The sequence below is a fragment of the Pseudomonas sp. G3-39 genome, from assembly GCF_054790485.1.
The window spans coordinates 1,419,786-1,435,098 of record NZ_CP186497.1 but is presented as its reverse complement, the minus strand read 5'-3'; the positions used below and the strand labels follow the sequence as shown (position 1 = coordinate 1,435,098).

Sequence of the window (15,313 nt, the reverse complement as noted above, 5' to 3'; positions counted from 1 at the left end):
TAAACTCTGCACATAACCGTCATTAGTCTTTTTACAAAGGTGAACCCATGAGTTCGTCCACCCCGACCAACACGTCGAAGCTCGATCGCATCCTTGCCGACAACCAGCGCGACAAGGAAATGGGCTACCGCGACAAGGCCCTGAAGATGTACCCGCACGTCTGCGGCCGCTGCGCCCGTGAGTTTTCCGGCAAGCGCCTGAGCGAACTGACCGTGCACCACCGCGACCACAACCACGACAACAACCCGCAGGACGGCTCGAACTGGGAGCTGTTGTGCCTGTACTGCCACGACAACGAACACTCGCGCTACACCGACCAGCAATATTTCGGCGACGGCTCGCTGAGCACGCCGAAAATCGCCAAGGCCACGCATAATCCGTTTGCTGCCCTCGCCGGGTTGATGAAAAAAGAAGACTGAAGATCTTCAGCGCCTGAACCGGCCCTTTCGCGAGCAGGCTCGCTCCCACATTTGATCGGTGGTGTACACAAAATCAATGTGGGAGCGAGCCTGCTCGCGAAGGTGGCCGGCCAGACACAACAGATCTCGAATCTGCCCGCCCTCCCCCAATCCCCGTATAATCGCCCTCTTTTTCCCGAAGGCACCCCGCTCGTGGCAGACAAACGTTACAGCTGCATTGGTTTGTACAACCCCAAATCACCGGAGAACGTCGGTTCGGTGATGCGCGCCGCAGGCTGTTACGGCGTGGCGTCGGTGTTCTACACCGGCAAGCGTTATGAACGCGCCGCCGATTTCGTCACCGACACCAAGCGCGTGCACTACGACATCCCGCTGATCGGCATCGACGACCTGAAAAAGATCCTCCCGCTCAACTGCGTCCCGGTCGCCGTGGAACTGGTCGAGGGCGCCCGCCCGCTGCCGGAATACACCCATCCAGATCGTGCGCTGTACATCTTCGGCCCGGAAGACGGCTCGCTGGATAAAGAGATCCGCGACTGGTGTGAAGACGTCGTGTACATCCCGACCACCGGTTGCATGAACCTGGCGGCAACGGTCAACGTCGTACTCTACGACCGCATGGCCAAGGGCCTGAATACCCGCTCCGGGCCGAAATTCCGCTGAAACGTCGCACATCCGATGGAACGAGCCGGCCGCTGCGGCAGTCAGCTTATCTATCTATTGCACATTGCCTGGGAGACAGATCATGACCGAACTCAAACGCGTCCAACGTATCGATTCCACCCCGTTCCAGAGCCCGACCGAGCAGAACGTCCAGGGCTGGGAGCGCATCGGCTCGCTGGCCGGTGGCGTGATCATGGTCGGCAAAGGCCTGCGCCGTGGCGGCGTGTTCGGTCTGATTCAGGTGGCGATTGGCGGCGTGGCGATGGCCCGTGGCATCACCGGGCACAGCTCGGTGAAAAGCCTGCTGGAGAAAAGCCGTGAGGACATGAACAACGTCCGGGCGAAGATCGAACGGGCCGGGGAAGAACTGAGCCAGCTCAAGGCCAATGCCGAAGCGGCGACCAGCACCGCCACCGTGACCGGCAATGATTCGGTGAAATCGCCGAAGGCCGGGGTTTGAGCCTGAATTTTCGGTGAGGCTTCTGGCCTCTTCGCGAGCAAGCCCGCTCCCACATTGAAAGCTGGAATGCGATCAAAAGTGGGAGCGGGCTTGCTCGCGAAGGCGGTATTACTGAAGTAATGCGCTATCGAGGACTTTGGAAGACTCGCCCAGAACACTCTCGGCCAGTTGCACAAACTCCTTGGTACTCACCGTCCCCAGATGCATCGCCCCGCGCAACACATCATCCAGCGAACGTTTGTTGCGCGTCTTCAAGAGAATCTCGCGATCCAGTTCCTGCAAGACAATCACCGCTTTTGCAAGCTGCGCCGCACTGATCTGCTCGCCGCGCAGGGACGTGACTTTCTGACTGTCCTTGGTCAACTTCGCCTGCAACGCCTGATAGCGCTCATCGCTCATGCCCCCGGCACGCCGCAGCAGTTCGATCGCGTAGTACTCGGCAAAGCCTTCGCTGATCCAGTCACTGCGCTGCTCGTCATTGATACGCCCGAACACCTGCGCCAGCTCACGTACCAGCGCACTGCTGCCGCTCTCGCTGACCAGTGGCAACCGCGTGTTCACGTAAATGGACTCATGTGCGCCGAGGCTGCCGCGCCACATCGGGTCGTTGGCGCCGACGATCAGCAGTTTTTTCGGATGCCGGGGATAGACTGCTTGCACCTGCGGCCAGACGAACGTCAGCAGCGTCAGCACATCCATGCGACGCATGCCCTGCCCTTGCGGTGAGGCCACGGTGACTTCGGTTTCGCCCAGGCGGGTGCGGCGGCTGCCGAGGTGACCGGCGAGCATCCAGCCGGTCGGGCGGTCGAACAGGCGTGACGGGTTATCGATGCGGAATTTGTTCTTGCCGATGCGCGGCCAGGCGGTTTCAACGCTTTGCCAGCCATTGGGCAGTTCGAATTGCAGACGCGACACCAACTCGATGCCATCCTGCTGATCGAGCCTGGCCGGCGGCACCAGATCATCACCACGCAGCAGCGCCCAGCTCGGGGTCATGCGCGTGTCGAAGCTGCCGCTCTTGCGGCCGTGGCTGATACTGACGCGATAAGTCAGGCTGGGCTTGTCGCCGATCGGGCGCCAGAGGCCCCGGGTCTGTTTGCCCGGGGTCAGTTGCCACTGGCCGTCGGCCTTGAAGTCGCTGTAATGGCTGCCGTCACCGAGGTCAAAGTCGAGACTGCGCACCGCTTCGCCTTTGGCCAGGGTCAGGCGTACTTCGGCCTGATCGCTTTGCGGCAACAGGCGTACGTGGTAATCGAGGTCGACTTTTTTCGCCGCCCACACTGGTGCGCTTAGCGCCAGCAGGCCGATCAGCGATGCCCGCAGCAATCCCCCAGCCATACACACTCCTTGTTGAATCCTGGAAACCCTTGGTGCTTAACCAGCCCGGAAAATCAGGTGATCTTCCCAATCGTCCTCCGGCACACTGCCTTCGGCGAGCATGCGCCCGGACTGGGAAATCCGTTCGTGGTGCACCGCGTCACGATCGCCGCACACCAGGTGGTGCCACAACGGCAGATCCTTGCCTTCGCTGACCAGACGATAACCGCAGGTCGGCGGCAGCCATTTGAATTCTTCAGCCTGGCCCGGAGTGAGCTGGATACAGTCCGGGACAAACTTGATGCGATTCGGGTAGTCGCTGCACTGGCAGGTCTTCAGGTCCAGCAGTTTGCAGGCGATGCGCGTGTAATAGACGCTGTTGTCTTCTTCATCTTCGAGTTTCTGCAGGCAGCACAGACCGCAGCCGTCGCACAGCGATTCCCATTCCTCGTGATCCAGTTGCTCGAGGGTTTTGCGTTTCCAGAACGGTTCGACTATGGCGGCCATGGTTCAAGCATCAACATCAGGTGGTGAAAAGGCCGCCAGTCTAGTGCCCAAGGCCTTGCGGGCCAAGCGCTGGCGACTGTCGGTAAATCGCGCTTGTCAGCCGAATCGCCGCCCAGTAGGGTTTTGCCACGAATTCATGACTCAAACACAGCAAGGAATCTTTCGATGAGTGCCAACCCTCGCGTCGCCGATTACGCCATTCACCCGCAGTTCACCGACCGCTGGTCGCCCCGCGCCTTCACCGGCGAAGCGATCCCGGAAGAAACCCTGCTGAGCTTTTTCGAAGCCGCACGCTGGGCGCCGTCGGCCTACAACTCGCAGCCATGGCGCTTTCTGTATGCGCGCCGTGACACGCCGAACTGGGAACGCTTCCTGGGCCTGCTGAATGAATTCAACCGCAGCTGGGCGCAACACGCTTCGGCGCTGGTGATCGTGATTTCGAAAACCACCTTCACCGCACCCGGTGCCAGCGAAGAGTCCCCGGCGCTGTGGCACACCTTCGACACCGGCTCGGCCTGGGGCCACCTGGCGCTGCAAGCGAGCATCAGCGGCTGGCACACCCACGGCATGGCCGGTTTCGATCAGGAGCTGACCCGCAAGGAGCTGAATATTCCTGAAGGTTATGCGCTGCATGCAGCGGTCGCTATCGGCAAGCTGGGTGACAAGGCGACCCTGGCCGAATACCTGCAGGCTCGTGAAGTGCCGAGCCCGCGTCGCCCGCTGAGCGAGTTGGCCGCAGAAGGCAACTTCACCCTCTAAGCCAGCACAAAAATAAATGTGGGAGCGAGCCTGCTCGCGAAAGCGGTATGTCAGACAACGATGATGTTGGCTGACACTCCCCCTTCGCGAGCAGGCTCGCTCCCACAGTTTATTCGGCGAACATTCAGTAACCGCGACTGAAATCCACTTCCCCGCGCAACGCTTCTCCCGCCTGATACGCCTTCAGGTTCTCGACAAACAACTGCACCATCAACGCCGGCGACGTCGGTGCCGAGCTGTGCCCGGTCAGCAGCAGGCCCCAGGCAGTCCAGAACGGATGGCGTTGCGGCAATGGCTCCTGACGGCAAACGTCGATCACCGCACCAGCCAGATGCCCTTCCTTCAAGGCTTCGACCAGATCCGCATCGACCACCGCCACCCCGCGCCCAACGTTGATGAACAACCCGGTCGGCTTGAATTGCTTGAACAGCGCCGCGTCGTAAATGTCGTGGGTGTGCGCGGTATTCGGCAGCAGATTGACCACGTAATCGACCGCGCCCACCAGCCGTGGCAGATCCGCCATCGAGCCGACTTCGACGAACGGCGCCTGCTCGCGCGCGCTGCTGGCGATGCCGTACAGCTCGACGCCAAACGGCAGCAGAAACTGCGCCACGCTCTGGCCGATATCGCCGGTGCCGACGATCAGCACCTTGCGCCCGACCAGACTCTGGCCGGTGCGATTGTCCCACTTGCGCTCGACCTGGCTGACCAGGCGCGCCAGCACTTCACGCTCGTGACCGAGCATGTAGGTCAGCACGTATTCGGCCATCACCTGACCGAAGATCCCCACCGCGCGGGTCAGGCGATAATCGCGGCGCAAGCCGTCAGCGAGCAGCGGCGTGATGCCGGCCCAGGTCGATTGCAGCCATTGCGGCTGATGGCCCTGACGCAGCAGGGTCGCCAGCAGATCCGGCTGCCCCAGCCACACCGGGCAATCGGCCGCCTGCCGGGCCAGTTCGGCGGAGTCGCCACTGGTCAGTACTTCAAGCTCGGGGGCCGCCTGACGCAGCAGCCGGGCGTACACCGCGTGGTCGTGTTCAGCAATCAGAACGCGCATCTTCAAACCTTTCGCAAACCGTGCAGGCAACCGCCGAAGGAGTCGCGCTCCTTCGTGGCGGTCGTCGCCGTAAAATCAGTTCCAGGGTGGCAAGAGGCCCAGAACAGGGCCTCGCAGATCAGACCGGGTCGTTGCGTCGCAGCAATTCTTCGGGCAGGTGTTCGATGTACTCGTCCTCGGCCGGTGGCATCTGCAGGTGATAGCCCTGCTTGTCGAGGTTTTCCAGGACCACGACGATGTCCTCGCTGGCCAGCTTGCGCTCAGGCGATAGCACCAGATCGAAGGCATGTTTCGGCTTGCCGAACGCCAGCATCAGGGGTTCCGGCACACGCTCCAGAGCATCGCTCTTGAGCACATAAAGGTACATTCCGCTTCGCTTGGAGCTTTGGTAAATGGAGCAAATACGTTTCAAGGCTGTTCTCCGGCGGTGGCCAGGCTGTCGAGCAGCTTCTGGCCCATGAGTTCGCGGCGCCAGCCACGCAGCGACTCAGGCAATTGATAAGGGCCCTCGGGGAAGCCGCTTTTGACCAGCGCTTCGAGGGTTTTCTTGCGCAGCATCAGTTCCGGGGCGATGCCCAGGCGTTCGGCTTCGACCTGGCCGAGGGCGCGCAGTTGCTTGATCAGCGCAGCCGCTTCGACCGGCAATGGCTCCGGCACCGCCGGCGGCCATTGATCAGGCCCCACACTGCCAGAGCGCTTGATCAGATCAAGCAGAAATTGGCCGTCCTGACGCACGGTACGCGGGTGCATGTCTTCGATCTTGCCCAGCGCGGCGAGGTTGTCCGGCTGCGTGCGGGCCAGCGGCCACAGCGAGTGCTCACGGACGATGCGGTTGCGCGGCAGATCACGGGCACGCGCTTCTTTTTCACGCCAGGCGCACAGTTCACGCAGCACCGCCAGTTGCGCACGGGACAGTTTCCACGCCAGTTTGGCTTCGCGGTAGACCTCGTACGGGTCGGTCTCGCGGCGCAGGTTGGCGACCAGTTCGGCGCCGTCCTCCAGCACCCAGGCGAATTTGTCGTCGGACAGCTTCGGCCGCAGCTGTACGAAAACTTCCGCCAGATGCACTGCGTCTTCAGCGGCATAGCTGATTTGTGTGTCGGAAAGTGGACGCTGCAACCAGTCGGAGCGGGTTTCGCCCTTCGGCAACTCAATGCCCAGCACTTCCTGCACCAGCCGCGAATAGCCCATCGAGAACCCAAGGTTCAGGTAGGCCGCTGCCAATTGTGTGTCGAACAGCGGCGCCGGCAGGCTGCCGGTCAGACGCAGCAGCACTTCGAGGTCTTCGCTGCAGGCGTGCAGGACTTTGAGCACCGCCGGGTTTTCCAGCAACGCCGCCAGCGGTTGCCAGGCGTCGATGGTCAGCGGATCGATCAGGTAGGCGCGTTTGCCGTCGCCGACCTGCAGTAAACCGGCAATCGGGTAGAAGGTGTCGACCCGCATGAATTCGGTGTCGAGGGCAACGAACGGCAGTTGCTGCCACTCGGCGCAAAACTGCGCGAGGCTTTCGTTGTCGCGAATCCAGTGAATATCGATGGCCACACGGCTCTCCCTTGAAGAATGGCGCGCAGTATATATCGCCGCCGGCGTTTTACGCGCCTGCGCTGGGCCAGAGCTGTAACGAAATGTCCTGCCAGAGAGAAAGAATAGTCTTACAGCGAGGTTCGCAAGATTAATCCGGGCGTAACGATCCATGACGCGTTACCAGGAGAGCGGTATTTAGTTTTTAAATAACACTCGGGAAATCTGATTTGTCCGCACCGCGTGGCCGCGGCCTAATCGATAGCCTCCGCAATCCAGAGTCTACCGATGGAAAACGTCTGCGCTACCTCCCGCCCCGCTGTCTGGCTGATGATCGGCATCATTCTCGTCGCACTCAATCTGCGCCCATCCATGGCCGCCGTCGGGCCGTTGCTGTCGGCAATTCGTGGCGATATCCCGCTGAGTTTCAGCGTGGCATCGCTGCTGACCATGCTGCCGGTGATGGCAATGGGGCTGGCAATGTTTTTCGGTATCGGCATCAGCCGGCGCCTGGGCGAGCAACCCACCGTGATCCTGTCGTTGTTGATCATCGGCCTGGCGACGCTGTCGCGGCTGGTGCTCGATTCGGCACCGCAGTTGATTGGCAGCGCGGTGCTGGCCGGGATGGGTATCGCCCTGATTCAGGCGCTGATGCCGGTGCTGATCAAGTCGCGCTTCCCCGAACATGTGGCGCTGTGCATGGGCTTGTATGTCACATCGATCATGGGCGGCGCCGCGTTGGCCGCCTCATTTTCGCCGCTGGTGCTGGGGCAGACCGGCAGCTGGCGCATCGGCTTGGCGATCTGGGCGGCACTGTCCTTGCTCGCGTTGCTGGTCTGGTGGACACAGTCGATCCCGTCATCCCTCCAGATCACGCCTGTAGGAAAAGAGTCCTTCACGCGTAATTCCCGCGCCTGGCTGCTCGCCATCTTCTTCGGCCTCGGCACGGCGTCCTACACCTGCGTACTCGCCTGGCTGGCGCCGTACTACGTGGAGCAAGGCTGGAGCGAACAGCAGGCCGGGCTGCTGCTGGGTTTTCTGACCGCCATGGAGGTGATTTCCGGGCTGCTGACGCCGGCCATCGCCAACCGCAGCCGTGATCGCCGTGCCGTCCTCGCAGCGTTGCTGTTGCTGATCATCGGCGGCTTCTGCGGATTGATCCTCAGCCCGCAACACCTCAGCCTGCTGTGGCCGTGCCTGTTGGGGCTGGGGATTGGCGGCTTGTTTCCGATGAGCCTTATTGTCTCCCTCGATCACCTCGACAACCCGCAGCGCGCCGGCAGCCTGACCGCGTTCGTGCAAGGCATCGGCTACTTGATCGCCGGGCTTTCGCCGCTGCTGGCCGGAATCATCCGCGACCGTCTCGGCAGCTTCGAATGGGCCTGGTGGTCGCTGACCGCAGTGATGGTGGTGATGCTGCTGATAGTGCTGCGCTTCGACCCTCGGCTGTACGCCCGACACATCCGTTGAAGCCGAATGCCGCCGCCGGGCTAGAGGCCTGTTGCCATCTTTTTGCGGTTTATTTGTCGACGTCGTGTTGCTAAAAGTTTCTGTCCCACTGGCGACATTGAAACGTCCTACAGGGCTTTGTCCTGGCACCATCGTTCCGCTACGATCATGCGCACACGTTTGCGCGGATTCAGCGCAAGGAGCACAGCGGGACGGAACGGATGCTGAACAGTAACTTGCTTCGAAAGCTCGACATGCAGGACCTCATGGTGTTTATCGCCGTGTATGAGCAAAGCAGCGTCACGGATGTCTCGGAGACGCTGTGCGTCAGCCAGTCCACTGTCAGCTATTGCCTGAAAAAATTGCGCACCAGTTTTGAAGACGAGTTGTTCATCAACACCCGCACGGGCATGCGTCCCACCTACAAGGCCGGCACCATGTACGGCCATGTGCAGAAGATCCTCGAAAGCATCAACCTGTGCCACGCCGGCGCCCCGGCCTTCGATCCGACCCGGCAAGCGGTGACCTTCAATATCTGTGCCCCGGAATACTTCGAGCAACTGGTGCTGCCACGGCTGTTGAAGCGTTTCGACTTCGACGATTTGCCGGTGGTGGTCAACATGCACAAGTTCGAGACCGATGTGCCCGCCGACGAACTGCGCGACGGCAGCCTCGACCTGGTGATCTGTTTCGGCCCCAACTTCCACCGCAGCCACACCGACCTGAAATCGCGGATGCTGCTGGAGGACGATCTGGTCTGTGTCTTCGACAAACGCGCCACGCCGCTGGAACCGCGCCTGAGCCTGCAGGCCTTCACCGAGCGGCGCCATGTGTTCCCGACACCGTGGACTTCCACCACCAACATGGTCGATGGCTGGCTGGCGCGTCAGGCGCAGAAACGGCAGATCGTCGCGCGCTCCAACAGCTACAGCGCGGCATTGAAGATGATCACCGGCACCGACTTCATCCTCACCCTGCCCCGGCGCATCCAGCGCCTGCTGACCAACGACGCGGTGTTCAATCACTGCGAGGCGCCGAACGGCCTGCCGGGGTTTACCCTCGACATGCAATGGAGCCAGAACGCCGATCAGGACAGCGCCAACGTCTGGCTGCGCGAGCAGGTGATCAAGGTGTGCAGTGAGCTGGAAGCGGCCTGAGTCCTACATGCCGATGGCGGTCTTGGTGTAGGAATCGCGGTCGATATCGAGCAACTCCACACACAACTGCACTTCGACCCCCGCCGGCCATTCGCACAGATCCTGCAACACCGCCAGCAGGCTATCCGAGAGCTGCTTCTTGATCTGCGGCGAACGACCGCTGAGCAGCGCCAGCTTCACATGGACGAAAGCGCGCTCGCCGATGCCGGTACCGACCTTGAAGGTCTCGACCTTCACCGCCCGGCTTTTGATATCAAACTCCGCAGCGAACTGACCGGAACCCACCAGGGCGTTGTTGAGCCGGATCAACGCCACATCAGCGTTCAACTGCGGCAGGTTGGCGGTGTATTCCATGTGCAGGTGTGGCATGGGGTGCTCCAGTCAGTCGGCGGAAAGGTCGTACATATACCACAGCGCTGCCCTACTCTCCTGCGGCTTTTTCCGAGGTTATCGAGGCCGACGCCTGACGCAATGCCAGGCTTTCCCACAGCGCCACCAGCACCACGATCGCCGTGGTCAGCGCCCCGAGCACCAGCGCCGAAAACCAGTGATTCAACGCCAATGGCAGCGCCAGCATGAGCAACACCAGCCCCGCCAGATGCGACAACGGCGGCAGCGGTCGGTCGGACATGACCCACTTGAACAGCGCATTGCCCAACAGAAACAGCCAAGGCCCGCCCACGATCACCAGGATCCCGGCGTCACTGGCGTGATCCGGATGCACCAGCACCAGTTCGTCGGCCACCGCACTGACAATCACCCCGGCAACAATCAGCACGTGCAGGTAGGTGTAGGCGATGCGCGCCTGGCGCCCGGGATCGCTCGAATGCGCGATGCGGTGATGCGCGCGCTCGGCGCCGCTGTCGAAGTACACCCACCACATGCCGATGCTGCCCAGCACCGCCACCAGAAACGCCATGACTCCGGTGGCGCTCAGCGTCAGTTCAGCGAACGTCGCACCGGTGACCAGCAACGATTCGCCCAGGGCGATGATCACGAACAGCGCGCAGCGCTCGGCCATGTGATTGCCTTCGACGTTCCAGTCACTCAATGACGAACGCCCCAGCCCCGGCACCCAGAAATACAGCGAAGGCGAGATCAGCTCGATCAGCAGCGCCAGCGCCCAACACAGCAGACGTTGCTGCCCGTCAAGAAAGGCCCCGGCGATCCAGAACACGCCGGAGCACATCAACCACGCCAGAATTCGCTGGAAGTTGCGGGTCATGCTCAGCGATTCGCCACGCACCGCCCAGATCGCAAACAGCGTGCGCCCGACCTGCATGAACACGAACGCCGAGGCAAACATCAGCCCGCGCTCGGTGAAAGCCTTGGGGATCGAGGACGACAGCAACAGACCGGCGATCATCAGCCCGAACAGGCCGAGACGGATCGGCAATTTTTCCGGGTCGAGCCAGTTAGTGATCCACGAAGTGAAAATCCACACCCACCACACCGCGACCATCAACAGCGCCACCTGCACCGCGCCCAGGATCGACAAATGCGCGAGCAACGAATGCGAGAGCTGAGTCACGGCAAACACGAACACCAGATCGAAAAACAACTCGACCATGCCGACCTTGCCACTGTCGAGACTGCCGCGCCCACGCAGCAACGATCGGGAAATGCTCATCGGGACAGGCCTCCGCCAAGGTTACTGCCATTGAGCAAAGCAGCCAGACCAGACGAACGCAAACCCTGTGGGAGCGGGCTTGCTCGCGAAGACATCGTCTCAGGCGACATCAATAGTGTCTGACACAACGCTTTCGCGAGCAGGCTCGCACACAGGGGAGGTTTGTAGTGGTTTCAGGGGGCTGTCAGTGGCCGCTCACTCATGAACGCCTCAAGCCGCGACCGCAGCCAGCGCTCGGCCGGGTCGCTGTCGACGTGGCTGAGCCAGACCATCGACAGATCCAGCATCGGCGTCTTGAACGGAAACGGTTCCTTGAACAACAGCCCGGAGGCAGCCATGGCTTCGGCGGTGTAGTCCGGCAGGCTGGCGATCAGGTCGGTGCCGGCCAGCAATGCCGGCAGCGCACTGTATTGCGGCACCGACAACACCACATGCCGGGTGCGGCCGATTTCCGCCAGCCACTCATCGGCATAGCCGCTGATGTTGGCGGTGTGCGACACCAGTACGTGTGGGCGCGAACAGTATTCATCGAGGGTCAGCGGCGAATCCGAGGCGTCGGCGCGCAGGATGCTTGGCTGGATATGCCGCAGCAGTTTGCGCTTGGCATTGGCCGGCAGGCCCCGGGTCTGACTGATGCCGACGGTGATGTCGCCGGCGGCCAGCAGGTCGGGGATGCGCCAGTAGTCGACGTGTTGCACCACGAACACTACGCTGGGTGCTTCCTGACGCAGCGCCCGCAGCAACGGTGGCAGCAGGCCGAATTCGACGTCATCGGACAGGCCGATCCGGAACGTCATGTTGCTCACGGCCGGGTCGAAATCGTGAGTCAGGCTGAGCGCCACCGACAGTGAGTCGAGGGCCGGCGACAGGTACTTGAACAGCTCTTCGGCCCGGGCAGTCGGCTCCATGCGATGGCCGACGCGAATGAACAGCGGATCGTTGAACATCGCGCGCAAGCGATTGAGCGCCGAACTGATGGTCGGCTGGCCGAGAAACAGCTTCTCCGCCGCCCGGGTCACGTTGCGTTCGAGCATCAAGGTCTCGAACACCACCATCAGATTGATGTCGGCCTTGCGTAATTCATTTCGATTCATCCATTGCCCCTACTCCCCGGTCTGCGGGCAGTTTAGAAAGGCCCATGGACAGCGTCTATGGGCGAAAGGAACAACACCGGCTCAATTCACCGTCAACGCCTGTATCCCGATCGCCAGCTTGCGCATGTCCTTGCCCATGCCCAACTCCCCCGGACTGATAGCGTTGGCGTATTTGAAACGAATATTCAGCACACCTTGTTGCTCGACACGCTGCTGCACTTCGACCGGCAACTCGACATTCAGGCGATTCGCTTCAGGCTTGACCAGCCGGGTGGACAGCACGCGTACATCGTTGACGAAAATTTCCACTGCTTGCTCGGTGTGTGAAGGGGCCAGCAGCGCAGTGGTTTCCAGCAAGAACGAGTGCACCCGAGCAGTCGGCCGCAGGGCAATTTGCGACTCATTCCCCTCGGACCAGGTGCCCCACGGTTCATTGTTCGCCCACCCTTTACCGAGGAAAAACGTCGCCAGACTGCTGGGATTGAACACGACTCTCTCGCCCGACTTGAGTGGCGGGATCAGCGTCAATGGGTCCGGGGCCGATATCGGCAGGCAGTCGGCGCAACGCTTCCAGCCCGGCGCCAACACGTTCAACCCGTCAATTCTGGCGAGCACATCGGTGTCGCGATTCAAGGTCAGAGCTGCTTCCAGCACAGTACGGTTACTGAGCACGTACAGGGTATCGGCTGCATAGTTTCCAGAACTGACCATTCGATCCGACACCGCTTGAGCGGCTTCAGTGGCAACCGTACTGACGCGCCCAAGGTAGACCGCGTTGGTCGGCAAGTGATGGCGACCCGAGTAGTCGGCCAAGGTCATCCACTGTTCCGGATAATTCTCCGGGCGCAGCCAGCGCACTGCCTGATAACGCTTCGCCGCCTGCTCCCAGAACGGGTCGACCAATGGCGTCTTCCATGTGGGCGACGGCGTGGCCATGAATAAACCGCGCGACACCGCCCAACCGGCGCGCGTGTCTGCCACCTGAACCACCAGCGCCACACTCAGCAGCATCAACGCCACGCGCGAAGAGTGCCCGCGAATCACCACATAGAGGATCGCAAAAATGGCCATGTACATGAGCGGCCAGATCATTCGCCCCGAGCCACGAAAAATCGTGGCCACGGCAACCACCGCATCCGGCAGCGGAATCCTGAATTCGAATGGCCCTACGCCGATATTGTTGGAAACGGCGAATATCGCCAGCCCTGCCAGCGCGAGCAAAACCAACGGGTAACGGCGAGCCTTGGCTCCCAGGTCAGTCGTCCCTTGCAGCACAGGCACCAAGGCAAAGATCCCCAGGCAGATCACGCCCAGGCCCAGAAATGCGAACCCGTCGCCGTCGCCCAGTACACCCGGCATGTCCTGCAAGGTATAGGACCAGACACCCGCATCGAAAAAGGTCAGCACATTCGCCCGGAACAGGCCATACCCCATCAACGCCAGACCGCTGTCGCCTATGCTGAAATAACCCGCCTGCCAGCAGCAGACACTGACCAGCAGAAACAGACCGATCAACTCGATCAAGGCCTTACCCGGCGTCTGGCGCCGCTGAAGGGTTTTGGCGGCAAGGTCGGCAAGCCAGATCAACGCAACCATCGCCAGCAAATAAGCGTGCACCAGCGCAGCCGCCGCCAGCAGCGCGCCCCAGGCGAGGCGGCGTTTCGGCGTAAAGGGGCGCAATGCCAGATATAACCCTGCCAGCAACAGAAAATGCCCAGCCAGGGACAGATGTACGCTCATGCGGACGATCATCGCCGGAATGAACAAAAACATTCCTGCACCAAGCAAACGCAACGCCACGTCGCGACTGAACAGGCCAATCAGCTTCCAGGCAAACCAGCTCTGCAGAATGAAACACGTCAGTAGCCACAACCCGAAATACTGGAAGGGTTCAGGCAACAGGGCTGAGAACGGTTTGAAGATAAAGGCGAACAACGGATTGGAATCCGAGAAAATTATCCCGTTACCCAACTCCAGCCCATAGCTCGGGTTAAGCCCCAGTGGAAACGTCCAGGGCGAATGACGAAAAAAAACCCAACCCTGATAGTGCGTGGCGGGGTCGCCGTCGCCCAGCCATGCAATGTTCATCGGGTTCAAGGCACGTGGGCCGACCACAATGAAAAACGCCAGAATTCCCAAGAGCACGGGCAGCAGCGCAGTCGCCCGATGGGTTGCGGAGAGCTTCATCGATACGTCCAGAAGTTGTGCAAGACAAACGTGAATGCCGGAATCGTCAGCGCCACCGCGACAATGCCCAACAGATAATTCAACCCGGCAACCTGCGCGGCCCAGGCGACAAACATCGCCAAGAGAAAACCGCACGCCGATACCAATAGAAATCGCAGCAACGTTCTGCCGTGCAACCGAGCCGAGAAACTCCAGGTGGTATTGATCACGTAGGACACCACCGTTGCCACGGCAAACGCCACTCCGTTGGCCAGCGGCGGTTGCGGCGCAACGAAATTGATGAACAGCACAGCCACCAGCGCATGCAGCGCGGTGACGAACAGACCGGTCACGGCAAAGCGCAGACCGCGCTGGATCAGCGTTTTCCTTTCAACTGAAGTCACGGTTTTTGCGCCAGCACGAACACGCTCAGCCCGGCCAGACGGTTGTGGCTCATCAGCGGCAGTTCGAGGCTGCACAGCGTCTTGAGCACGCCGTTGACCAAGGGATGATGGCGTTTGAGCTGAGACTGCGGCGCTGCGGCCTGCGGCCCTTTGGGCAGCAAACGCAACGCCGCCGCGATCGGAAACACCGCGCCGAAATAGTAGGCACCGCGCTGTACGCTCAAACCGGCATCACAGGCCAGGGTTTCAAACTGCGGCAGGGTGTAGCGGCGCTTGTGTTCGAGGAAGTCGTCGTGACCGCTCCACAGGAACTGAAACGCCGGCACGGTCATCAGGAAACGGCTGCCCGACGGCACCTTGTCAACGTAAGCCTTGAGCAGACCGAGGTCATCGTCGACATGCTCCAGCACATCCATGAGCAGCACCAGATCGGCGTCGATGGCGTCGATATCGCGGCGGTAATGCACCGGTTTGCCGGCAGTGATCGCATCTGAATCGGCGGGGTAACTGATGTCGACGCACCACGCTTCGCGCGCATCGGTTTGAGTCAGCAGGTGATGGGAGAAGAAACCCGAGCCGGCGCCCACGTCGAGAATCCGCGTGATCGGTACATCACCGAGCAGACGACGAGTCGCCGCCGCTTTGGAGCAGTAATACCAATGCTCACCGATGCTGTCGCCGAGGATATCGGTTTCCTTGAGATCCATGTT

The 15,313-nt window shown here is 61.1% G+C and carries 17 protein-coding genes; 6 read left to right on the top strand and 11 right to left on the bottom strand.

Annotation, left to right across the window (positions count from 1 at the left end; all coding sequences use genetic code 11):
• Positions 1–47 precede the first annotated feature (47 nt).
• The 3 genes from ACOYXG_RS06555 (at position 48) to ACOYXG_RS06545 (ending at position 1,542) form a co-directional block, all read left to right on the top strand.
• Entirely contained in the window at positions 48–419 is a 372-nt protein-coding gene (locus ACOYXG_RS06555; protein ID WP_003222612.1) for a YajD family HNH nuclease, read from the top strand.
• Positions 420–611: 192 nt separating this feature from the next.
• Positions 612–1,082 (top strand): RNA methyltransferase, encoded by a 471-nt coding sequence (locus ACOYXG_RS06550; protein ID WP_007911337.1) that lies wholly within the window; start codon positions 612–614, stop codon positions 1,080–1,082.
• A gap of 82 nt (positions 1,083–1,164) precedes the next feature.
• Positions 1,165–1,542 (top strand): YgaP family membrane protein, encoded by a 378-nt coding sequence (locus ACOYXG_RS06545; protein WP_096796610.1) that lies wholly within the window; start codon positions 1,165–1,167, stop codon positions 1,540–1,542.
• Between the two features lie 108 nt (positions 1,543–1,650).
• Here ACOYXG_RS06545 and ACOYXG_RS06540 read toward each other — a convergent pair whose 3' ends face one another.
• Together ACOYXG_RS06540 and ACOYXG_RS06535 are read right to left on the bottom strand one after the other, a co-directional pair.
• Positions 1,651–2,880, bottom strand: a complete 1,230-nt coding sequence (locus ACOYXG_RS06540) for a hypothetical protein (protein WP_460356595.1) — start codon at positions 2,878–2,880, stop codon at positions 1,651–1,653.
• Positions 2,881–2,916: 36 nt separating this feature from the next.
• Positions 2,917–3,366 (bottom strand): YcgN family cysteine cluster protein, encoded by a 450-nt coding sequence (locus tag ACOYXG_RS06535; protein ID WP_098967686.1) that lies wholly within the window; start codon positions 3,364–3,366, stop codon positions 2,917–2,919.
• A gap of 165 nt (positions 3,367–3,531) precedes the next feature.
• Here ACOYXG_RS06535 and ACOYXG_RS06530 point away from each other — a divergent pair, with 165 nt between their 5' ends.
• Positions 3,532–4,125: a nitroreductase family protein gene (locus ACOYXG_RS06530; RefSeq protein ID WP_139055256.1), complete on the top strand. Its 594-nt coding sequence runs from the start codon at positions 3,532–3,534 to the stop codon at positions 4,123–4,125.
• A gap of 124 nt (positions 4,126–4,249) precedes the next feature.
• Here the strand turns inward: ACOYXG_RS06530 and ACOYXG_RS06525 are convergent, their stop codons facing one another.
• The 3 genes from ACOYXG_RS06525 to rnd all read right to left on the bottom strand — a co-directional run bounded on the left by ACOYXG_RS06525 (position 4,250) and on the right by rnd (position 6,724).
• Positions 4,250–5,182, bottom strand: coding sequence for a D-2-hydroxyacid dehydrogenase (locus ACOYXG_RS06525; protein WP_460356592.1), 933 nt, complete (start codon positions 5,180–5,182; stop codon positions 4,250–4,252).
• A 118-nt stretch (positions 5,183–5,300) separates the two neighbouring features.
• The gene (locus tag ACOYXG_RS06520) at positions 5,301–5,594 is read right to left on the bottom strand and encodes a YcgL domain-containing protein (RefSeq protein WP_097086697.1); all 294 of its coding nucleotides are present in this window, start codon (positions 5,592–5,594) and stop codon (positions 5,301–5,303) included.
• Positions 5,591–6,724: a ribonuclease D gene (gene rnd / locus ACOYXG_RS06515; protein WP_027614515.1), complete on the bottom strand. Its 1,134-nt coding sequence runs from the start codon at positions 6,722–6,724 to the stop codon at positions 5,591–5,593. Before rnd ends, ACOYXG_RS06520 begins: the two co-directional genes overlap by 4 nt.
• 267 nt (positions 6,725–6,991) lie before the next feature.
• Between rnd and ACOYXG_RS06510 the strand changes: the two genes are divergently transcribed.
• Together ACOYXG_RS06510 and ACOYXG_RS06505 are read left to right on the top strand one after the other, a co-directional pair.
• On the top strand, positions 6,992–8,173 hold the full coding sequence (locus tag ACOYXG_RS06510) for a cyanate transporter (RefSeq protein ID WP_460356588.1): 1,182 nt from the start codon (positions 6,992–6,994) through the stop codon (positions 8,171–8,173).
• Between the two features lie 200 nt (positions 8,174–8,373).
• Positions 8,374–9,309, top strand: a complete 936-nt coding sequence (locus tag ACOYXG_RS06505) for a LysR family transcriptional regulator (protein WP_027614513.1) — start codon at positions 8,374–8,376, stop codon at positions 9,307–9,309.
• A gap of 3 nt (positions 9,310–9,312) precedes the next feature.
• Here ACOYXG_RS06505 and ACOYXG_RS06500 read toward each other — a convergent pair whose 3' ends face one another.
• The 6 genes from ACOYXG_RS06500 to ACOYXG_RS06475 all read right to left on the bottom strand — a co-directional run bounded on the left by ACOYXG_RS06500 (position 9,313) and on the right by ACOYXG_RS06475 (position 15,310).
• Positions 9,313–9,678, bottom strand: a complete 366-nt coding sequence (locus tag ACOYXG_RS06500) for a 5-carboxymethyl-2-hydroxymuconate Delta-isomerase (RefSeq protein WP_460356586.1) — start codon at positions 9,676–9,678, stop codon at positions 9,313–9,315.
• A 52-nt stretch (positions 9,679–9,730) separates the two neighbouring features.
• Positions 9,731–10,939, bottom strand: coding sequence for a low temperature requirement protein A (locus tag ACOYXG_RS06495; protein WP_460356583.1), 1,209 nt, complete (start codon positions 10,937–10,939; stop codon positions 9,731–9,733).
• A 173-nt stretch (positions 10,940–11,112) separates the two neighbouring features.
• On the bottom strand, positions 11,113–12,033 hold the full coding sequence (locus tag ACOYXG_RS06490; RefSeq protein ID WP_027614510.1) for a LysR substrate-binding domain-containing protein: 921 nt from the start codon (positions 12,031–12,033) through the stop codon (positions 11,113–11,115).
• Between the two features lie 81 nt (positions 12,034–12,114).
• Positions 12,115–14,220 carry a DUF6311 domain-containing protein gene (locus tag ACOYXG_RS06485; protein ID WP_460356580.1) on the bottom strand — a complete coding sequence of 702 codons (2,106 nt, stop codon included), beginning with the start codon at positions 14,218–14,220 and terminating at the stop codon, positions 12,115–12,117.
• Complete coding sequence (locus tag ACOYXG_RS06480) at positions 14,217–14,603, bottom strand: GtrA family protein (RefSeq protein WP_096796603.1); 387 nt, start codon at positions 14,601–14,603, stop codon at positions 14,217–14,219. The genes ACOYXG_RS06485 and ACOYXG_RS06480 overlap by 4 nt, the downstream gene beginning before the upstream one ends.
• Positions 14,600–15,310, bottom strand: a complete 711-nt coding sequence (locus tag ACOYXG_RS06475) for a class I SAM-dependent methyltransferase (RefSeq protein ID WP_460356576.1) — start codon at positions 15,308–15,310, stop codon at positions 14,600–14,602. The genes ACOYXG_RS06480 and ACOYXG_RS06475 overlap by 4 nt, the downstream gene beginning before the upstream one ends.
• Positions 15,311–15,313 lie beyond the last annotated feature (3 nt).